This is a genomic window from Acinetobacter sp. CS-2, from assembly GCF_016599715.1.
Taxonomy (GTDB): Bacteria; Pseudomonadota; Gammaproteobacteria; order Pseudomonadales; family Moraxellaceae; genus Acinetobacter.
Map to the genome: position 1 here is coordinate 2,385,046 of NZ_CP067019.1, position 21,816 is coordinate 2,406,861.

Annotated in this window: 18 protein-coding genes; 9 read left to right on the forward strand and 9 right to left on the reverse strand. The window is 42.0% G+C overall.

What is annotated here, in order from left to right; translation table 11 throughout:
* Window positions 1-210: 210 nt before the first annotated feature.
* Complete coding sequence (dcd, locus tag JFY49_RS11740; protein ID WP_086174816.1) at window positions 211-780, reverse strand: dCTP deaminase; 570 nt, start codon at window positions 778-780, stop codon at window positions 211-213.
* A 141-nt stretch (window positions 781-921) separates the two neighbouring features.
* On the reverse strand, window positions 922-1,515 hold the full coding sequence (locus tag JFY49_RS11745; RefSeq protein ID WP_086195995.1) for a LysE family translocator: 594 nt from the start codon (window positions 1,513-1,515) through the stop codon (window positions 922-924).
* 270 nt (window positions 1,516-1,785) lie between these two features.
* On the opposite strand from JFY49_RS11745, the gene JFY49_RS11750 reads away from it, so the two are divergent.
* The gene (locus JFY49_RS11750; protein WP_373423504.1) at window positions 1,786-2,334 is read left to right on the forward strand and encodes a DUF2062 domain-containing protein; all 549 of its coding nucleotides are present in this window, start codon (window positions 1,786-1,788) and stop codon (window positions 2,332-2,334) included.
* 118 nt (window positions 2,335-2,452) lie between these two features.
* Window positions 2,453-3,154: an IS1-like element ISPa14 family transposase gene (locus tag JFY49_RS11755; protein WP_001223318.1), complete on the forward strand. Its 702-nt coding sequence runs from the start codon at window positions 2,453-2,455 to the stop codon at window positions 3,152-3,154.
* Window positions 3,155-3,313: 159 nt separating this feature from the next.
* Here the strand turns inward: JFY49_RS11755 and apbC are convergent, their stop codons facing one another.
* Window positions 3,314-4,591: an iron-sulfur cluster carrier protein ApbC gene (apbC, locus tag JFY49_RS11760; protein ID WP_086195997.1), complete on the reverse strand. Its 1,278-nt coding sequence runs from the start codon at window positions 4,589-4,591 to the stop codon at window positions 3,314-3,316.
* A gap of 380 nt (window positions 4,592-4,971) precedes the next feature.
* Between apbC and JFY49_RS11765 the strand changes: the two genes are divergently transcribed.
* Entirely contained in the window at window positions 4,972-5,262 is a 291-nt protein-coding gene (locus JFY49_RS11765; protein ID WP_200223046.1) for a hypothetical protein, read from the forward strand.
* Window positions 5,263-5,576: 314 nt separating this feature from the next.
* Here JFY49_RS11765 and JFY49_RS11770 read toward each other — a convergent pair whose 3' ends face one another.
* Window positions 5,577-6,155, reverse strand: a complete 579-nt coding sequence (locus tag JFY49_RS11770; protein WP_180081220.1) for a hypothetical protein — start codon at window positions 6,153-6,155, stop codon at window positions 5,577-5,579.
* Window positions 6,156-6,759: 604 nt separating this feature from the next.
* Window positions 6,760-7,242: a VOC family protein gene (locus JFY49_RS11775; protein WP_200223048.1), complete on the reverse strand. Its 483-nt coding sequence runs from the start codon at window positions 7,240-7,242 to the stop codon at window positions 6,760-6,762.
* Window positions 7,243-8,777: 1,535 nt separating this feature from the next.
* On the opposite strand from JFY49_RS11775, the gene hcaE reads away from it, so the two are divergent.
* From hcaE to JFY49_RS17765, 4 genes are all read left to right on the forward strand, one after another.
* Window positions 8,778-10,145, forward strand: coding sequence for a 3-phenylpropionate/cinnamic acid dioxygenase subunit alpha (hcaE, locus tag JFY49_RS11780; protein ID WP_166167679.1), 1,368 nt, complete (start codon window positions 8,778-8,780; stop codon window positions 10,143-10,145).
* The gene (gene hcaF / locus JFY49_RS11785; protein ID WP_180042443.1) at window positions 10,142-10,660 is read left to right on the forward strand and encodes a 3-phenylpropionate/cinnamic acid dioxygenase subunit beta; all 519 of its coding nucleotides are present in this window, start codon (window positions 10,142-10,144) and stop codon (window positions 10,658-10,660) included. Before hcaE ends, hcaF begins: the two co-directional genes overlap by 4 nt.
* Before the next feature lie 153 nt (window positions 10,661-10,813).
* Entirely contained in the window at window positions 10,814-11,779 is a 966-nt protein-coding gene (locus JFY49_RS11790; protein WP_200223049.1) for a 3-carboxyethylcatechol 2,3-dioxygenase, read from the forward strand.
* 4 nt (window positions 11,780-11,783) lie between these two features.
* Window positions 11,784-11,930 (forward strand): hypothetical protein, encoded by a 147-nt coding sequence (locus JFY49_RS17765; RefSeq protein ID WP_180042445.1) that lies wholly within the window; start codon window positions 11,784-11,786, stop codon window positions 11,928-11,930.
* A 588-nt stretch (window positions 11,931-12,518) separates the two neighbouring features.
* Here JFY49_RS17765 and JFY49_RS11800 read toward each other — a convergent pair.
* The 4 genes from JFY49_RS11800 to JFY49_RS11815 form a co-directional block, all read right to left on the reverse strand.
* On the reverse strand, window positions 12,519-13,967 hold the full coding sequence (locus tag JFY49_RS11800; RefSeq protein ID WP_180042446.1) for an NAD-dependent succinate-semialdehyde dehydrogenase: 1,449 nt from the start codon (window positions 13,965-13,967) through the stop codon (window positions 12,519-12,521).
* Between the two features lie 19 nt (window positions 13,968-13,986).
* Entirely contained in the window at window positions 13,987-15,246 is a 1,260-nt protein-coding gene (gene gabT / locus JFY49_RS11805; RefSeq protein WP_166167689.1) for a 4-aminobutyrate--2-oxoglutarate transaminase, read from the reverse strand.
* Between the two features lie 280 nt (window positions 15,247-15,526).
* Complete coding sequence (locus tag JFY49_RS11810) at window positions 15,527-16,708, reverse strand: hypothetical protein (protein ID WP_180081222.1); 1,182 nt, start codon at window positions 16,706-16,708, stop codon at window positions 15,527-15,529.
* A 145-nt stretch (window positions 16,709-16,853) separates the two neighbouring features.
* Window positions 16,854-18,125, reverse strand: coding sequence for a Glu/Leu/Phe/Val family dehydrogenase (locus JFY49_RS11815; RefSeq protein ID WP_180081274.1), 1,272 nt, complete (start codon window positions 18,123-18,125; stop codon window positions 16,854-16,856).
* Between the two features lie 319 nt (window positions 18,126-18,444).
* Between JFY49_RS11815 and JFY49_RS11820 the strand changes: the two genes are divergently transcribed.
* Together JFY49_RS11820 and JFY49_RS11825 are read left to right on the forward strand one after the other, a co-directional pair.
* Window positions 18,445-19,947: a PLP-dependent aminotransferase family protein gene (locus tag JFY49_RS11820; protein WP_166167694.1), complete on the forward strand. Its 1,503-nt coding sequence runs from the start codon at window positions 18,445-18,447 to the stop codon at window positions 19,945-19,947.
* A gap of 417 nt (window positions 19,948-20,364) precedes the next feature.
* On the forward strand, window positions 20,365-21,810 hold the full coding sequence (locus tag JFY49_RS11825; protein WP_180081224.1) for an amino acid permease: 1,446 nt from the start codon (window positions 20,365-20,367) through the stop codon (window positions 21,808-21,810).
* Window positions 21,811-21,816 lie beyond the last annotated feature (6 nt).

The following is a 21,816-nucleotide window of genomic DNA, read 5'->3' on the forward strand; positions in this document are numbered from 1 at the left end:
ATTTTTTAATTCGTCCTATGCTTGGTATGTCGAATTTTTATTTATTTGTCATGACGACAATGTTCTGACCAAGTCTGTTCAACTTTTTATTATGCTGAATATTATTGCAATTGCAAAAAAAACTGGGCGAATGAACACAGTTTCCGATGAATGAAGCAAGCAAAAAATAAGCGGACCAAAATGATCCGCTTATTCAATTATTTGTAATATTTATGCTTTTGGCAAAGTCACACCAGTTTGTCCTTGATACTTACCACCCCGGTCTTTATATGAAGTTTCACATACTTCATCAGATTCAAAGAACAACATTTGCGCAACGCCTTCACCTGCATAAATACGTGCTGGCAAGTTGGTGGTATTTGAAAATTCCAGTGTCACATGTCCTTCCCACTCTGGTTCAAGTGGAGTGACATTCACAATAATACCGCAGCGTGCATAAGTCGATTTACCAAGACATACAGTCAAAACATTACGCGGAATACGGAAATACTCTACAGTACGAGCCAAAGCAAATGAATTGGGCGGAATAATACAGACATCGGATTCAATGTCGATAAAGCTTTTATCATCAAAGTTTTTTGGATCGACAATTGCTGAATGAACATTGGTAAATACTTTAAATTCGCGTGCACAACGAACATCATAACCATAGCTTGAAACACCATAAGAAATGAGTTTTTCACCAGTTTCATCATAACGTACCTGGTTTTCCGCATACGGTTCAATCATGCCGTGTTTTTCGCTCATTTCGCGAATCCAACGATCAGACTTAATTGCCATTATTTCAATCCAAAAATAGTTAATTCGATTATTGCGCTGTACTTTAACTGAAATTGGCTACAATGAAAATAATGATCAGGCGATGAGGTGTTTTTTTACAAAATGTATATTTTCATCGCCGTAATTTCAAGACTTAAAAGTTTAAAGACTCAAAATAGCAGAATAACTTAATGGAATTGAAAAACTGATTAAGATGATAGAAGCAGTCTTTTGCAAATTGGATTGATTTAACCAGCGTACTTTATTAGAAGCCAGAATTGATCCAATAAATGTCCAGAACAAGGCAATCGGGACAATGAGAACCAGAAACATTGCAATATGCGCAGCATAATTATTCACACTGAGCCATGCCGTACTTGGAAAAACAGCCGAAGCAAATAGTAAGGCTTTAGGATTGAGTAAAGTTGCACAGAACAATTCGCGGGCACGGATGGTCGGCAGATTAAAACTTGCTTCAATATCGGCAGTTTTCCAAAGTTTAATGGCGAGGAAAATAATATAGAATGCACTCAGTAGCTTTAACAAGGTCGGAAGCATGGGAAATTTAGCTGAAACGCTACCAATGATCATGCCCCAAAGCGTAATTGCAATTAAATAACCAATCGCTTCAGCAGGAATCAATCGTAATGATTTACGTACACCGACCTGAATGCCGGAAGATGCAAGCAAGGTATTTGTTGGACCAGGCGTCAATAAAATGCTAATGACTAAACCAATGAATAACCATGAAATCATATGCGATCTCTCTATAGAGTGCACGAAGAGTAAATCAGTTTATTGTACTTGGCAAATCAGAAATTTCACATCTTTTAAAATTGCCCAATCTGTTTTATTAATTTATTAAATTTCAATAAATTAAAGTTATTTTTGTAGTTTAACTCCTGAGTCATTTGTTAAAAAAAATTTCAACAAATACTATTTTAAGGTTGATCATTTATATTTATCTGGCTTGATCTGTCTCTGAGGGATCGATTCAGGCACAATACATCATCATTTAAGCGGCCTATTTTTATGGCAAAACAGTTCTTTCAGTCCTGGCTTCCCTCACCGCAAAAAGTTGCAGGGATGAAAGTAATGAAAATTTTTGGTGAGCGTACCTTAAATCCTTTACTTTGGTATGTGAACAGAAAGTCCATTTCAAAAGCTGTTTTTATTGGCACGTTTTGGGGCATGCTACCTTTACCATTTCACAGTATTTTGATTGTATTGACGGTATTGCTATTTGAAGTCAATTTACCTGTGAGCTTATGTCTTGCCTGGCTGACCAATCCTTTTACCCTGGTTCCAATTCTGTATCTGGGGTTCTGGTTAGGCAGCAAAATTTTCCAGGTCAATATGATTGATCAGGATATGATGCTGGGGGTGTTGCATCAGATCAGCCACGCTATCACCCACTTTGGGCATGGACACATCGACTTGAGTCTGGCGAAAATTTTATTATTCGGGTTGGTACTAGAGGCTTTCATCTTTGCAATTATATTCTTCGTGATTACCCGATTATTGTGGCGATGGAATATTATTCAGCACCATAAACGGCGCCGATATTTTCAATAATCATTGCATCTTTTAACTATATTTCACTATTTAGCCTATTCATATTCGCTTTAACAATAGGTGGTGTTTCAAAAAGTATGCTGAAACAAAGCAGGTTGAATTTTGATAAAATAGAGAAATGCGAATAACTCTAGAAATCAAATGTCCAACCTGCCTCAGTGACAGTATAAAGAAAAATGGCATCAAAGTAGATGGGAAACAAAACTATCAGTGCAAAGACTGTAAACGTCAGTTTATTGGTGACCATGCTCTGAGCTATCTAGGATGTAATTCAGGCATTACTCGAAAAATATTACAGTTGATGGTCAGAGGTAGTGGTATACGAGATATCGCTGAAGTTGAGCGAATCAGTATCGGTAAAGTTTTACGTACTTTAACCGAATCGACCTACCAAATTCAGCCTAAACAAAGTCATTATGAGTCTCTTGAAGTTGATGAGTTTTGGACTTTTGTGGGAAATAAAAATAATAAACAATGGCTTATTTACGCCTACCATCGAGAAACAGGTGAGATTGTTGCTTATGTTTGGGGTAAAAGAGACTTAGCTACAGTTCAACGATTGAAGACAAAGCTTAAACAATTAGGTATTCACTACACCCGAATTGCAAGTGATCATTGGGACAGTTTCATAACTGCTTTTAAAAACTGCAAGCAAAGTATTGGTAAATTTTTTACTGTAGGTATTGAAGGTAATAATTGCAAAATAAGGCATCGAATTAGGCGCGGTTTTAGAAGGAGTTGTAATTTTTCAAAAAAGATTGAAAACCATTTTAAAGCTTTCGACTTAACCTTTTTTTACATCAATAATGGCTTCATTTAATGTCAGCATACTTTTTGAAACACCACCTAACAATAAAATAAACTTCTGTCTAATTGTTGATCCCCCGATTTATTTCCTCCCATCAAGAGAAAATTAAAGGAATTAAAGCCCAAACAACATTGGGCTTTTCGAAAATATTGCTTTAATCAGACAGTAAATTTAAAAAATTCTATTGTGTGGTTTTTCTACTTTCGGCAATTGATCGGCAATTTTTTGCGCAATCGCCATATAACTTTCAGCTGCATCATCCCCCACGAGTACAGAAGGTTTACCAGCATCGGCATTTTCACGGATTTGCACATTGAGCGGTAAACGCCCGAGTAAAGGAATATGGTATTGTTCAGCCAATTTGTCACCTCCACCTGTACCAAAAATCTGTTCCTCATAACCACAATTAGAGCAGATATGGGTCGACATATTTTCCACTACACCAATTACCGGAATCTGGACCTTATTAAACAGTTCAATGCCTTTGGTTGCATCCAGTAAGGCAACATTTTGCGGGGTGGTGACAATCACTGCCCCGGTCACCGGAATACGCTGCGCCAAAGTTAATTGAATATCCCCTGTCCCTGGTGGCATATCAATCATCAATACATCCAGGTCTGGCCACAAAGTCTGATTAAATAATTGCATTAAAGCGCCAGTCGCTTTGGGACCACGCCAGGCAACCGGGGTATTGTTATCTCCGGTTAGATGTCCAATCGAGAGTACTGCCATACCGTAGGCATCCAGCGGAACAAAGTTTTCTGCTTCAATCATGGGCGTACGTCCGGCATTGCCCAGCATGGTTGGAATACTCGGCCCATAGATATCTGCATCCAGAACACCGACTTTTAAGCCAAGTTTCTGTAAAGCCAATGCAAGATTGACGGTGGTGGTCGATTTGCCCACTCCCCCTTTACCTGATGAAACCAGGATCACATTTTGAATGCGTGGATGCTTGGGCACATCTCTTTGCTGCGGTGCCGGTTTCTGGATTGGTGGGTTATTCGGATCTTCTGCAGCTTTGCTTTCAGCTGGAGCAGTTTGTCCGGCAGCATCTACCACAGGGGGAAGTTTTTGCGCTGAAGCTGCCGTTGAAGCCTGTGCATCACTTGCACAGCTATGCCCCTGTTTGCCATGCTCAGGATTAGAACAGCTTTCATCCTGTTTATGCTTTTGTTGAATAACATGCATATTCAGTTCCCGGATGCCGCATTTTTCCAGTGCATCGGCCAAATCATCATGAATTTGTTGTAAATGATCAGCTTCTTCAGGATAAGTATGAAGAGTGATTTGTAATACCTGACCTTCTACATTGACCTGAGTAATCCGGTCTTTCAGGGCATGCTTGGAATTGGGCAAGATATAGCCCTGTAACACATTCTGGATTTCTTCCTCCTTCACCTCTTGCGCGGGTGAAAACACAGATTTAAGCGAAGAAAGCCACGACATAAGTTTACTCCAAGTACGGACATACAGCTGAATAGTATAGTTTAGCTTTAAATGCCTCGAAGGTTAAGCATAGTTCTCTATAGCTTGATGAATGTATGAATAAATCCAAATAAATCGATAGCTTGGACTATTTCATATTGTATTTTTATTTATGTCTTCAAAACCCTTGTTTAAGTCGTTTACCTAGTAAGCATATAGGGCGGTAAAACAGCTTCAGGTCAGATTAATTTATCCAGCATCCAGCCTTATTTCTGTTAATAATTCTGCTACAGACATGCTGCTATTTTGTTCTTTATATTGATAAATTGTTTTGATTGTCATTTTATTTTGGGGATAACATGTTACTTAAATATATAATTCCAGTGATTTTTTTGTCAGTAGTGTCATTTAATCACGCAGCGAATGAGACATCATCCATCCACACGCCTTCTGGTCAGTCCATCAGTTTGGGAGATTCTTATTCCGACATGCAAAACCGTATGTCTTTATCCCCCAACTCCATGAGCACACATGAAATCAAAGAAGGAAAAAACCATTATCTAGCCATGGACTATACCTATACAGTTGAAAATATGCTTTACACCATTACCATCGTGAACGATCGGGTGAAAAAAATTGAATGGCTGAATACCGATCAGGATATTAATAAAGATCAAATTACAAAAGAATGATGCAAAATCATTCATAGAAATGGCGACACTGGATAGTCCTTAGCGGTAAAATAACTTTAAAAACAAGCAAATCCAAGTCGCATCATTTTTTAATTTGTACAGGTCTTGGTGGCTATATTCTTTAGCTCTTCCAATTGACTACAGGTATAGGTGTTAAGTTCATCACATCTAATCGCAGCGGCATGTTGCAGTCCTGAACGGGATTTAAATTGCAGCGGCATACTCAGCAAACCGCTGCAATACAAGATAAAGTGTTTATCTCCAAAGATAATCTGCGTTTAAAGAATCATGACCACGACAGCGCACGATGACCTTTATTTAACCGGAATCATCAAGTGCTGATAAGGCGTTCCGGGCCACATGACATAAGGTACGGCAGTATCTGGCTGGGCATTTTGGGGATACATGTTATAAAAACCAGATTCGGCACCGACAATCATGACGTGTGGGCCGGTCTTGATCCAATGGTTACCTTTGGTGGGTTTTTGGGCATATGGGTCGGTATTACTGGCATCGGTTCCACCCGCCAACATATACATAAAGCCGATTTTACCTACATTTGGCGGTTTGTGTCCCATCCAGGCTTCTGCCCATTTCAGCGCATCCTTGTCCATGCACATTGGATCTGGACCGGGGGTAGTCGGATTATCAGGCATACAGGTAAAACCATTATTGCCTTTGCGCAAAGTGCGCATCTTGCCATCTTTGCCTATAACCACAATGGTGGCTGCTGCACTGACTTTTTTCGGTGCTGCGCTCATGGCGCTGGCGATAGCCTTCTGGTCAGCTGCGGAGGTACTGCCCGGTTTGCCACCTGTGGTCTCCGCTGCAAGTATGGCCAGTGTGGATAGAACTATCCATCCGCTCATCATTAATATTTTAGCGATGTTCATGGTCTTTTTCTCCAAATAGGAGGTTATGTTTGGACCCCTCACTCAAGTTATAAGATCCAATATTCGCCTTATAACAAAAATAGCTAAAATGGAGAAAAGCATCATTATTGTTTTATGGATTATTTTTAACCACATTTAATTATTCCATCAATATGATGTACCGCAATGCACAGATTTCATAACAAATGAAATCACTAGGACACAATAATTTACCAATATAGAAACCATGCCACTCACGGTATCCTGAACATAAAACGATCTTATTTGGACTGTCCCCAATATTGTGGAAAAATATTGTCTATTCTCTTTTTGAATAGGGAAAGAACATGATAAGTGATCATCACTTCAGATGTAGTGACAGCTTAAATTTTTCATTAAAAACGCAGCTTCAGCTGCTTTAACCTGTGCTAAAAATTATAGAAGGCTTTAATTTTGCAGCTTCTAATCAGGCAACTGATAAAAATTCTCGAACAAGAGTTTTCTAATAAAAGTTTTTTAATATTTGATTTGGTTTTTTAAATATGGTTCTTTTCAACATGTTTTGAGTTGCCCCATCTAAGCAAGCAGCCACAACTTGAAGGAATTGCCAGCTCCTGCCCACATCTCAAGCACGAAATGCGGCTTCTATTACAGAAATGTCAATTTTTTTCATGGTCATCATGGCATCAAATGCACGTTTGGCAGCCGCACGGTCAGGACTGGTATAAGCTTTCGTTAGGACGATTGGGGTAATCTGCCAAGAGATTCCCCATTTATCTTTACACCAACCACATTCGCTTTCCTGACCACCATTTCCGACAATCGCATTCCAGTAGCGATCCGTTTCATCCTGATCCTCGGTCGCCACCTGAAATGAGAACGCTTCGTTGTGTTTAAATGCTGATCCGCCATTCAGTCCGATGCAGGCAACGCCTAGCACGGTAAACTCCACAGTTAAAATATCCCCTGCTTTCCCTGATGGATAATTTCCAGGTGCACAATGTACTGCACCGATCGATGAATCAGGAAAGGTCTCAGCATAAAATCTTGCAGCGCCTTCAGCGTCATTATCGTACCAAAGGCATATGCTATTCTTTGCAATATTCATCATTTCACCTCTTTATAGAGACTAGAGTTGATGTGATTCGTCATCACTGTCCAATATGTCCAATATCGGTCTAAATATGCTATTCAACACTTTTCTATATTTAAGCAAAAAATGGAATAGGCCTATTTCATAATTGTATTTTTATTAATCTAAACGTATTTTTTAGTGAGCAAAACTACTAATTTTTCATAGGATTTAATGAATGATGATAAAAAATTATGAGATAGGTTTGTGGTATTCCTCTATCACTAAAATATTTTCATTTTGATAATTAACGATAATTCATGGGAGTCTGAGAGACGATCATTTTTAGGGGGATTACCGATAATTAAATGATTACTACTTTCATTAAATGCTGATTTAGAGTTAAACATAATTTTCACAATATTTTTGGCGTCTAAATCCCTATTTTTATTCATGAAAACCGTATTAGACTTAAGTAGCAAAAGATAGAGGATATTCGTCAGGAATTGATTAATGTGGGCTTTTTGATAGTTTTTTTTGATGCTGCCATGGTTAGAAAAATAGCTAAAGTTGCTGAATTTGAACGATGGTTGATGATTTAAAAATAAACGATTTATCAAAAGAAATAAAAAACGAGCCTCTGTACTCCTCCGGAGTTCCTTCATATTCACCTAAAGGATAAATTAGCTTTATATCCATGACTGAAGCACACGTTCATCCATACTCAAAGACACAATATAGCCCAGCAAAATAGTACATTCTCAGCTCACCCCGATCGAGATAATAAAGGTTAGACAGGATATTCTTGACCTTTTGTACAATATTGTGCCGAATGCCCTAAGCTTTTAGTAAAGTCAAAAACCGCGTTGTGCAGGGTCAAGTACCCATTTAAGGAAAATACATTTTCCTCAGCAAACTCCTCTTTAGGTTTGATACATTATGGCTTTTCACATCAATGCCTTATTCCTCATCTTTGATTTATTGACTAAGAGAAGTTCACCTCTTCAGCAACGCTCATAAAGTAATGGAGGCACCATAGTTTTATATAACCGACTCGCCGAGTAATAAAAAATCTTACACCTAACACCTAAAAAAATATGCCCACCTTAAATATAAGTATTTTAGTAGGAATTACTACTTTAATTATAATTGTAAATACAAAAATTAAAATAAAACAACACATCCAAAATATGAGTAATTTAGTAGGAATTATTCCTAAAAAACAATGAAAAAACATATCAATAAAAATAGATAATATTAAATTAAATGTTTGTAAATAAACAATAAAAAATTGAAAAACAATATTCTAGTTAAATAATATTAATTAAATTAAAAAAACACACTTTAAATACTATCAATTTAGTAGGAATTACTAAAAAAAATACGTTCATTAAATTAAAAAACAGATTATAATCACGAGCAATTTAATAGGAATTATTACCACAATAATAATCCATTAAATATATTAATTAAAATAAATAAAATATTTCCTAAAATACACCCGAAAATTTCATCATCGTTGAAAAGTTAAGTCTATTACTTTGTGCCAAGATTGGTCGCAGGAGCTTTTCATGAGTGGAAAAATTGATGTGCGCGAAATCGACGCTTTAGTCGATGCACAAAATGGACGTATTACTCCATCTATTTATACAGATCCAGATTTATACGAATTAGAACTTGAACGCGTGTTTGGTCGTACATGGTTATTCCTTTGCCATGAAAGCCAGATTCCTAAAGCAGGTGACTTTTTTAACACCTACATGGGTGAAGATCCGATTATTGTGGCACGCCAAAAAGACGGTTCAGTTAAAGCATTCTTAAACCAATGTCGTCACCGTGCTATGCGCGTAAGCTTCGCAGACTGTGGTAATACCCGTGCGTTCACTTGCCCATACCACGGCTGGTCATACGGTATTGACGGTTCTTTAAAAGACATTCCGCTTGAAGAGCGTGCTTACCCACAAGGGGCTTGCAAAAAAGAATGGGGATTACTTGAAGTAACCCGTGTTAAATCCTACAAAGGCCTGGTATTTGGCTGCTGGGATGAAACAACGCCTGACCTAGAAGAATACATGGGCGATATGGCTTGGTATTTAGATGGTGTTCTAGATCGTCGCCCTGGTGGTACAGTGATTGTTGGTGGTGTACACAAGTGGGAAATCGAGTGTAACTGGAAATTTGCTGCTGAACAGTTCGCATCTGACCAATACCACGCATTGTTCTCTCATGCATCTGCAGTACAGGTGCTTGGTGCAAAACCGGACGATGATGCGTCTAAACACCTTGGTGCAGCACAAACGGCCCGTCCAGTGTGGGAAACAGCGAAAGACGCGATCCAATTCGGTTCACGTGGCCATGGTTCAGGCTTCTTCTTCACCGAAAAACCAGATGCAAACGTTTGGGTAGATGGTGAAGTAGCAAACTATTTCCGTGAAACTTATGAAGAAGTAAAAGAACGTTTAGGTGAAACCCGTGCACTGCGTCTAGCAGGTCACAACACCATGTTCCCGACACTGTCTTGGTTGAACGGTACTGCAACACTTCGTGTATGGCACCCACGTGGTCCAAACAAAACTGAAGTTTGGGCATTCTGTATCTGTGATGCTGATGCACCACAAGACGTGAAAGATGCATTTGAACGTTCTGCAACCCGTGCTTTCGGTCCTGCTGGTTTCCTTGAGCAAGATGACTCTGAAAACTGGGTAGAAATTCAAAAAGTATTACGTGGTTATAAAGCTCGTCAAAACAAACTGATCGTTGAGATGGGTAAAGGCAGCGAAAAAGTACGTGAAGATGGTGTCCCTGGTATCACCAGCTATATTTTCTCTGAAACAGCAGCACGTGGTTTTTATCGTCGTTGGGCAGACCTGCTGATTCATAAAGAATGGGAAGATGTTGAGAAAGCAACTGAAGCATATGAGAAGGAGCTTGTGAAATGAGTCAAATCAGTGTGGAACTTCATTACGAAATCAGTCAGTTCCTTTATCGTGAAGCAAAATTGCTGGATGACTGGAAATTCCGCGAATGGCTGGATGTTATGGCAGACGACGTTTCTTACGTCCTGCGTACGACGCCAAACGCGCAAACCCGTGACCGTCGTCGTTCAGTTGAGCCACCAACAACTTGGGTGTTCAACGACAACAAACATCTGTTGGAACGCCGTGTAGCACGTCTGGAAACAGGTATGGCTTGGGCGGAAGAGCCTCCATCACGTACCACTCACATGGTGAGCAACGTGATTGTCGAGCCAACTGAAGTTGCAGGCGAATACGACGTGTACGTGACTTACCTGTTATACCGTTCTCAAAAAGAGAAAGATATTACGATTTACTGTGGTAAACGTCACGACAAGATCCGTAAAGTTGAAGGTGGTTTAGGCTGGCAAATTTTTGACCGCAAAATCACCCTAGACCAAGTGACTTATACCTCACATAACCTGAGTGTGTTCTTCTGATGAATAAGATTTTTGTTTGTCAAGTTACAGTCTAGATATCCGTAGTTTACGTCAGCTGTATGCTAGATGCTTTGATGAATAAAAATCTAGTCTGATCAAAACGGACTTATCGGCAGCCTGTTCTTAGGCTGCCTTCCTTTTAAGGAGTCTCTTATGGCTATTAAACTTATTTGTGCATCTCATAGCCCTTTAATGGAATTTGCTTCACCTCAGGAAAAACGCAAAGAACAGGTTGTTCGTGATGCCTTTGCCAAACTGGCAGTTGAAGTAAAAGCTTATGACCCTACCCTGATCATTACTTTTGGTCCTGACCATTTTAATGGTTTTTTCTATGACCTGATGCCAAGCTTCTGTGTCGGTGTTCGTGCCAAGGCTGCAGGTGACTGGGACTATGGTAAAGATAATGACCACCTGAATGTACCTCAAGACAAGGCACTGGCTTTGGTTCGCAATGTACTGGATGAAGGTGTGGATGTTGCATATTCTTATCGCATGCAAGCCGACCATGGGGTAACCCAGCCTTTACATTTCCTCTGTGAAGGTCAGCTTGACCGTTATCCAACAATTCCGGTTTTTATTAATGGCGCTGCAGCACCCATGCCCACCACCAAGCGTACCATCGCTTTAGGCCGTGCTGTAGGTCAGTTTATCAAATCTTTAAACCTTGAAAATGAACGTGTACTTGTACTGGGTACGGGTGGCCTTTCACACGATCCACCGACTCCGCAAACGGGTTCTGTGCCACCAGAAGTGGAAGAGTTCCTGATTGCGGGCCGTAACCCGACACCTGAAGCACGTAATGCCCGTCAGGCGAATGTGATTTCTGTCGGTCAGCGTCTGGCTGCAGGCGACAAGAGCATTTCTGTGCCTCTAAACCCTGAGTGGGATCTGGCATTACTTGAAAAATTCAAAAATGCAGATTTCGCTGCACTGGAAGCCATGACTGAAGCTGAAATCCGCCGTGACGGTGGCCGTGGTGGTCAGGAAGTTCGTGCCTGGATGGCTGCATTTGCTGCCTTGAGCGAACTGGGCGAATACGACATGACGACACATTGCTATGAAGAAATCAGTGAGTGGATTGCGGGCTTCGGCATCGTATCTGCTGAGTTAAAAGCTTAATGACATGAGCAACATCGAAACCATCCGTGGCAATAGCGTAAATAAAATCAACGCTGAAGCGCATACGGTTGAATTTCAAAATGGTGACGGTGTTGCTTATCACAAGCTGTTGCTTGTAACGGCTGGTATAGGATGTCACTTGGTAAGCTAAGGATACGTTGAGTAAACATATTTATACTCTGCTTAATCTGGAAGAATCACCGGCACTGGTTCCCATAGTGCAGCCAGGCCGCCCAGACTTTTCAATTTGCCGAAAAAGTTGCCTGAAGGCGAAGGTATTGATTGGAATGTTGGGATTATAGATGCTACAAAAATTCTAATCTAAAGGTCTAAAACAGAAGAAAAACTATAGTGACCAGAAAAAAACGCATTTTCAAACAGCTAAAATTTTTAACAACTGTGCAACTCCCTTAAGAGATGTATTTGAAGTGGCCGTAAAGAATAATATTATTTCTAGAAATCCAATGAATAAAATCAAAAACCGTAAGGTTCAAGTTGAAATACCGGACCCCTTTACAAGAAAAGAAATGGAAACTCTTCTTTCATGGCTAGGATCAGAATAATTTTAGCCAATAAAGATATTTGGCAGAAAATCAATTCCAGTTATTGATATAGACAAATCATGTTGCTTAAAAATATTTTTTAACTGCTGTGTGAGTTAAGTTTAAACAGTTTTTATTGTATAAAAATCAGCCCTGAATGGGCAGGGCTGATTTTTAACTGGTTGATGTAGCATTTATTATGAAGATAAATCTACACACAGATATTTCATTTCGAGATATTCATCAATACCGAATTTAGAACCTTCACGTCCTAAACCAGATTGCTTCACACCACCAAATGGCGCAACTTCATTAGAAATGGCACCGGTATTAATTCCGACCATGCCATATTCCAATGCTTCACCGACACGCCATTGACGCGCTGTACTCTGTGTGAATACATAAGTAGCCAAGCCAAACTCGGTATCATTTGCCATCGCCACCGCTTCTTCTTCCGTGTGGAAGCGGAATAATGGAGCCAATGGACCAAAAGTTTCTTCTTTAGCCACTTTCATGTCCTGGGTTACTTCAGTCAGCACGGTAGGCTCAAAGAAAGTGCCGCCTAGACTTGAACGCTGGCCACCAATTTTAATCTGTGCACCTTTGCTCGCTGCATCTGTAATATGCGACTGCACCTTGGTAATTGCATCTTCATCAATTAACGGGCCTTGAGTGGAACCGTCTTGACGGCCATCACCCACTTTTAAATTGGCTACAGCGGCAGTCAATTTCTCAGCCAGCGCATCATAAATGCCATCTTGCACATAAATACGGTTGGCACAGACACAGGTTTGACCGCTATTACGGAACTTGCTGACCATAATGCCCTGAACCGCCTGCTCCAGATTGGCATCATCAAAAACCAGTACTGGCGCATTGCCACCCAGCTCAAGTGACAGTTTTTTGATGGTTGGCGCACATTGCTGCATCAAAATGCGGCCGACTTGAGTCGAACCGGTAAAGCTCAGCTTTTTCACTGTGTCGCTTTCGCACAAGGTTTTGCCCACTTCAATGGCATCGCCACTAATGTGCAGCAATACATCTTGTGGTAAACCTGCCTGTAAAGCTAGCACTTCCAGAGCATAGGCTGTTAATGGCGTTTGCTCAGCCGGTTTAACCAGCATAGAACAGCCGGCAGCAATTGCAGGCGCAGCCTTACGGGTAATCATGGCTGCAGGGAAATTCCACGGCGTAATTGCAGCGGTGACCCCAATTGCCTGTTTGATGACCAACAAGCGCTGATTCGGCAACGTTGGTGTCAGCACTTCACCGTCAATACGGCGCGCCTGTTCAGCAAACCAGCGGATAAAGGAGGCGGCATAAGCAATCTCACCGCGCGCTTCAGCTAAAGGTTTACCTTGTTCAGCAGTCAAAATCTGAGCCAATGACTCTTTATTTTCCTGCATCAAATCAAACCAGGCCCACAGCACATCAGCGCGTTGTAATGCTGTTTGTGCTTTCCATGCCTTCTGTGCCGTCTGTGAACGAGCAATTGCTTGTTCTACCGATGCACGGTCATGGGATTTCACCCATGCCAGCGTGTCATGTGTTGCCGCATCTTTTACTTCGATGTAATCGCCACTTAAGGGCTGATCCAAGCAAACATCCGGATGCTGTAATAAATATTTCAAATGATCTGGAAGCATTTCAATCCCTCATTCATTCTTATGCAGTTAAAGTTGCAAATCCCTGTTCTAAAATAGCCAGGCCTTCACGGAATTGCGCTGTTGGAATGGTTAAAGGATATAGGAAACGAATCACATTACCAGAACGACCGCAGGTTAAAATCAGCAGGCCATTTGCCATTGCATAGTTTTGCACCGCTTTGGCCTGTTCAGCCGTTTCCAATTCTACTGCAACCATTGAACCCAGCGCGCGAATATCAGTGACTACATTGCTGCTGGCTTTAATGTTATTTAATACCGAAACCAGTTCCGCACCCAAGACATTGGCACGATCACACAGACCTTCACCTTCAATCACATCAATAACTGCATGTGCTGCAGCAACGGCGATCGGACTACCCGCATAAGTACCGCCTAAGCCGCCAGGATTCGGTGCATCCATAACTTCAGTACGACCAACCACGCCAGAGATCGGGAAACCACCGCCCAGGCTTTTTGCCATCGTGATCAGGTCTGCTTTGGTTTCGTAGTGATTCATGGCAAACAGTTTACCGGTACGGGCAAAGCCTGTTTGTACTTCATCTGCAATCATCAAAATACCATGCTGATCACACAATGCACGTAAACGCTTTAAAAATTCTGCCGGTACAACATTAAAACCGCCTTCACCTTGCACAGGCTCAAGTACGATTGCCGCCACATCATGTGCAGCCACATCTTCAGCAAAAATGTCTTCAATGCTTTGGATGGCATCGTCCACAGTAATGCCTTTTGACTCTACCGGATAACGTGCATGGAAAACACCCGCCGGCATTACCCCAAAGTCACGTTTGTAAGGGGCAGTTTTACCCGTCATGGCCATGGTCATGAATGAACGACCATGGAAACCGTTACCAAAAGTTACAATGCCGTGACGGCCAGTATAGGCACGGGCAATTTTAACTGCATTTTCTACTGCTTCAGCACCAGTAGAAAAGAATGAGGTTTTTGCAGGGCCGTCAATTGGTGCACGCTCATTAATACGCTCAGCAAGAGAGACATAACTTTCGTAAGGTACAACCTGATAGGCTGTATGGGTAAATTTTGTTAATTGTTCAGTAACAGCAGCAATAATTTTAGGATGACGATGACCGGTATTCAGTACCGCAATACCACCTGCGAAATCGATATATTGATTGCCTTCAGCATCCCAAATTGTCGAGTTCTCTGCTTTCTCCGCGTACCATTGACACATGACACCAACACCACGAGGCGTCGCTTGCTGTTTACGTGCATTCAGTGCAGAGTGTTTACTGTCCATTTTGTATCCTCATTCTTGATTCATACAGTGTAAAATTTTGGCATCCATATCATGTGATTGATGATATGCAAATGACTGGTTGATCTTCCTCATTTTGCGCTTTTATCGGCCTGACACGAGAGCCACTTTGAATCAGATAGACAGGGCCAATTCACCCTGTCCCGAAGATTTAAAAAATCAAAAAACAGAATAATTAAATACAAATCATAAACTTGAAATTACACCATAAAAAAATAGCACCTTTTTATAAGGTGCCATTTTGATAACTGAGAGCAAAAATTTAGAAATTGTACATAAACAGTAAATTCAGCAGTCGGCTATGGCCTGCTGCATCTCCTTGCGCCAAAGAACCGGCATCACCGCCAATGAATACATCATTTTTACCGATGATATATTCGGCTGCCAGCGAAAACTGCTTAACATCCAGCTGAGCACCCAAAATATTGCGTGTAGATGTGGCGAAACCGGACTTGTCTTTATCAAAGACGGTATAGCTGACATAAGGCGTCAGATCGTAATCCTTATAAAAATCAGTCATTTGATAATCCAGATTCGCCACATAATAATTGGCTTTATTGGCCACATGATACTTCGATTCAAAAGAACCTACCGTCGCATAATTTGGATTATCTACAGCCTGGGTATCTGCGCGATTCTGTCCGGCAGTCAGGGTCAGGTTTGCATTCTGGTAGTTTAAGCGACCAAACACATTCCATGCATTGCGATGCCCAGTTTGACCATTGCGGTTATTTTCCAAATCTGAATACCAATACGAGCCGCCAACATTCAGTTTAACCGGGCTGTCCTGTAGTGGAATCTGCTGATTGATACGTGCAACCCACATGTTTTTTTCTTCAATGTCATCGGTGCTGGCATCTTCCGGCTTGACATAATTGGCCGCATAACGCGCAGCATCGTCACCAGTGCCGGCAAAACTTCCCCCATCACGCACAAAATAAGCCACATTGACTTTGGTATTTGTACCTAGCTGCTGCTGCCAGTTAATACCCAGATTATGCACATCTTCCAGTCCGGCATTGTCCATTGAACTGCCGTACCAGCTGCTGCTCCAGAAGCGGCCAATACCAAAAGGCATATCTTGCAGACCCAAGGTGATGCGGCTGTCATCATTCAGCTTATAGCCCAAGTTGGCATTCACCAAAGTTGAAAAATCACATAGGGTATCATTTTGATAGCAACGGTATTCCACATCGCCGAACAATGACTTGGCATCATATTTCAGGCTGAGTTTCGCCGCATTAAACTTTACTTTATGGTCACTGTCCGAATAATCCTTATCCTGATAATTCGCTCGTAGCCACCCCGATACGGTCAGTTTGCCTAAATCGGTATCGGCATCTCCCCAAGAAAGCGAATCTGCCTGCACGGTGGCAGACATCGTAACGGCACTGGCGACAAGCGCACAGAACGAAAATGGTTTTACTAAAAAACGTTGCGACATTATAGAAGCCCCAAAAAAGAAATAATAATTTTCAAAACCAGGTCGCTGGCAAAAGCAAAGTTTCTGACCAAATGGAATCAGCAAAGGCGTTAAATATCCAAACTTATGCCGGGTCAAATATTGCATCCTGCAAGAGACCCTACCCTTAACCTGGATAGATGCCGCGCTCTTGGCGAGCCATCAGAATTCGTTCACATGCTAAAATATAAGCTGTGGTACGTAAAGAACATCCGGCCTGCATGGCTTTGAGCCAAACGTCATGCACAGCATTTTTCATGATCACATCCATGCGCTGATTGATTTCTTCTTCTGTCCAGAAATAGCTGGCAAGGTCTTGTACCCATTCGAAATAGCTGACAGTCACGCCACCAGCATTGCAGATCACGTCCGGTACAACAGTGATTTGACGCTGACTCAGGATTTCATCCGCTTCAGTGAGGGTCGGACCATTGGCCCCTTCCAAAATGATCTTGGCTTGAATAGTTTGGGCAACATGCACATCAATCACCCCTTCCAGCGCCGCAGGAATAAACACTTCTGCGGGAATTTGCCAGAATTTTGCCATCGCGATTTCGTCGCTTGCAGCAAACCCCTGAATCTTGTGATAGGTGTTTGAATATTCCATTAACTTGGGAATATCAATCCCTTGTTCCTGATATAGGGTTGCGGAGTGATCCTGTACGCAAATCACTTTGCTGCCATTTTCATGAAACAGCAAGGCGGCTTCGCTGCCGACATTACCAAACCCCTGCACACACACCCGGGCATCCTTTAAATCCAGGTCAATTTGCTGCGCCACTTCACGCCCGCTAATATACACGCCACGTCCTGTGGCTTTACTGCGGCCTAAAGAACCGCCAAGATGCACGGGTTTCCCGGTCACCACACCGGTAATGGTAGAACCGGCATTCATGGAAAAGGTGTCCATCATCCAGGCCATAATTTGCGGATTGGTCCCCACATCCGGTGCCGGAATATCCTTTTGCGGCCCAATAACCAAATTGATTTCTGCGGTATAACGCCGTGTCAATCGTTCTAGTTCACGCTTGGATAACTGGCTTGGATCAACCCGTACACCGCCTTTGGCCCCCCCAAAAGGTAAATTCAGTGCCGCACACTTAATCGTCATCCATGCCGACAGTGCCATCACCTCATCTAAATTGACATCAGGATGGAAGCGCACACCGCCCTTGCCCGGACCGCGGGTCAAATTATGCTGAACTCGATAACCTTCAAAATGCTGAACGCTGCCATCATCCATAATCACCGGAATATCCACAATCAGGCTTCGCTTCGGACGTCGCAACATATCCAGTCTTTCGCTGAGTTCACCCAGATAAGGAGCCACTTTATCCAGCTGTTTCAGATAATTGTTCCAGGCCGTCGTACCGTGCTCGGTATAGGTGAGCCCCTTCATCATTGTGTTCATTGCATGATCCTGTTTTTTGTATGCAGACGCATTTCCTTGCGACCGCAAAAAGTATAAATTTATCTCTGCTTGTCGGCATTTATTGATTCAGCTCTGTAGCCAGCGTGATCTGAGCTAAAACATTCAGCTTGGATTTTTCGCTTTGGCTTTAACCAAGATATGTGTATATTGCCTGCCGTTTACAGGCCCGTATTTACATGCACTGTGCAACAACGGGATACTTTACAATTACTGCCTGACCAGATTATTTTGCACATACCGATATCGCTCTCACGAGAGCCACTTTGAATTTGTAGGAGAGAGCCAATTGCGTAGCTTGCTTGGAGACTATTTGCTGCAGCGATTACAGCAAGATATCGATGGAACATTGCAGCTACGATTATTTCGCTGCTTACGTAATGCCATAATTGACGGCGTATTGGCACCCAAGACTCGTCTGCCGGCATCCCGCGATCTGGCCAAAGAGATCAAGGTTTCCCGTAATACGGTATTAAGTGCGTATGAACAATTACAGGCACAAGGGTATGTCGATGCCCGCACAGGACAAGGCACCTGGGTCACAGATAAACTGCCCGAATCCTTTTTAATCAAGGCGGAAAATAGCAACGCCCCTATTCAAGAAAAAAAATCTCAGCAAAGTTACAGCTTGTCTCAGCGTGGTTCTTACTTAATCGGCTATTCAGCAGCCTCGCCTTATCAATGGGGTGCTTTTGTTCCCGGTGCACCGGATGTGACAGAGTTTCCGCATCACATTTTTAGCAAAATTCAGACCCGTTTGAGCCGTGAACCGGAAATTACCCGCTTGATTTACAGCAATGCTGGCGGCTGTCTGGAACTGCGCCAAGAACTTGCGGAATATCTGAAAATTGCACGTTCGGTGCAATGCGATGCCGATCAAATCATTATTACCGAAGGCACGCATCAGGCGATTGATTTAGTCTCGCGTACCTTGAGCGACATTGGCGATGAAGTCTGGATCGAAGATCCAGCCTACTGGGGCGCCCGCAACATTTTGCGCATTAACGGGGTCAATCTGCGTTCACTGCCGGTCGATCAGGAAGGCATTATTCCTGATCTTGATCCGAAAGTACCCCCCAAGCTGATCTTTGTTACACCCTCCCACCAGTATCCGCTAGGTTCACATCTAAGCCTGGAACGACGCAAACAGCTGATTGCAATTGCCCGGCAGCATAAAAGCTGGATTGTGGAAGATGATTATGACAGTGAATTCAGGTTTTCAGGCCAGCCCTATCCGTCTTTACAAGGATTGGAACCTGATTCCCCGGTCATTTATATGGGCACATTCAGCAAAACCATTTATCCTGCACTGCGTATCGGCTATCTGGTGGTTCCGAAGAAACTGTTTTCCCCGCTGCGCATTGTGGCCGCAGAACTCTATCGCGGTGGACATTTAATTGATCAGAAGGCACTGGCAGAATTTATCCGTGAAGGCCATTATGAGGCGCATATCCGACGCATGCGCTTACTCTACAGTAAACGCCATGCATTTCTGATTGATTTAATTCACCGTCATTTAGGTGAAGATTTTCTGCACGAATACAACACGGCAGCAGGCCTACACCTGATTTTAAAACTGCCAAGCAGCAGTGATGATGTCCTGATTGCATCGAATGCACTTGATCAAGGTATTAAGGTCAGAGCCCTATCGCAATACTATACCAAGCACTATTCTACCCGGCAGAAAGGATTACTGCTCGGTTTCGCCTGCGTGAGGGAACAAGAAATATTGGTGGCTTTCGGCGTACTGTTGAAATGCTTGCGCGACAATGGAATTCATACTTTAAACTAGTAAAATTCCGATTCTAATTAAAATTTTATTTTTAAAATCAATATATTATAGGCCAGTTTTTAAACAAGGAGTAAAACCTTTTATGGCCACTTCATTTTATTTAGTCTTTATTTTTCTGTAAACATTTCTTTCTGTAATTTTCACCTTTTTAAAGCAATTGGCTCCCTTCAATAGCTAAAAAATGGCTCTCGTCACCTGACAACAAAAAAGAGAAATTAGCAGCATACATAAACAGCATGTAACAGTTTTGTAATCAAAGTGTGATTTTTCATGTGTTTATAGAAACATCAGCTTTATTAAGTTTAACTTAAAATTAATGAAGTGATTGCGAATTCGGTTACAGTTTCAAAGGATAGATAGTGTACACAAGGTAGAGAGCTCTATTGCTGTTACACTATGGATATTAAGGGAAATTATATGGCAGAACATCAACATGTCTCCACGCCCGATTCATCACACGGCTTAAAAAGTGGACTTAAGTCACGTCATCTTACAATGATCTCGATTGCCGGGGTAATTGGTGGCTCACTGTTCATTGGCTCTGGTAATGTAATCTACTCGGCAGGTCCCGCTGCAATTTTGGCCTATGCTTTTGGTGGGTTGCTCATTCTATTAATCATGCGCATGCTGGGTGAGATGGCCGTTCTCAACCCGGATAGCGGTTCATTCTCAACCTATGCTGATCGTGCAATTGGCCGCTGGGCAGGTTTTACCATTGGCTGGCTGTATTGGTGTTCTTGGGCCTTACTGATGGGCTGGGAAGCGTATGTCGCAGGTAAAATTCTCAACAGCTGGTTTCCGTTTATCCCCATCTGGGGCTATATGCTCCTAGTGATTGTGTCATTGGTTGTAGTTAACTTACAAAATGTCAAAAACTATGGTGAATTTGAGTTTTGGTTTGCACTGATCAAAGTGATTGCAATTGTTATTTTCTTAGTCATTGGTAGCTTGGCCGTCATGCACTTATGGCCATGGAGCCAAGCAGGTGCGACAGGTATTACCCATTTAACCGCTGAAGGTTTCATGCCCAATGGTTTCTCTGCGGTAATCACGGCATTACTCGGAGTTATGTTTGCCTACATTGGCGCTGAAATTGTGACGGTGGCTGCCGCAGAATCACAAAACCCTGCACGTGAAATCCGTAAAGCATCGAACTCAGTGGTATGGCGTATCATGTTGTTCTATGTTGGTTCAATGCTTATTACCGTCTGCCTCATTCCACATAACAATCCACTACTCAAAGACCCAACTTGGGGAACCTATAGTGTGACCTTAACTGCACTTGGTATTCCAGAAGCAAAACACATTGTCAATTTTGTGGTTCTGACTTCAGTGTGTAGCTGTTTTAACTCTGCACTCTATACCTGTTCACGCATGCTGTTTTCATTGTCAAAACGTTGCGATGCACCGAAAAGTTTTGGTTTAATCAACCGTAATGGTAGTCCTTGGATGGGTGTTCTGGTGTCATCATCATTCGCTTTATTGGCAACCTACCTGACGGCCACTGAAAGTATGAATGTCTACGACATCTTTATGTTAGCGACAGGTACAGCGGCACTCTATGTCTATCTCACCATTGCTTTTTCTCAATTACGTATGCGTAAGAAATTAGAAGCGGAAGGACAAGTGATTGACTTTAAAATGTGGTTATTCCCCTGGCTGACTTATCTGGCAATTTTCTTTATTATTTGTGCCCTGATTACCATGCTGGTTGAAGGAACATATTTCAAAGAAGTGACTTATACCAGCTTGCTTGCACTCTTTATTGTGGGATTAGGCATCTGTGCACAAAAATTCAATTGGGGTAAAGATTCACAAAAAAAAATTTCGCAAAATAGAATAAACCTGAGCGACAATATTTAACGCTCA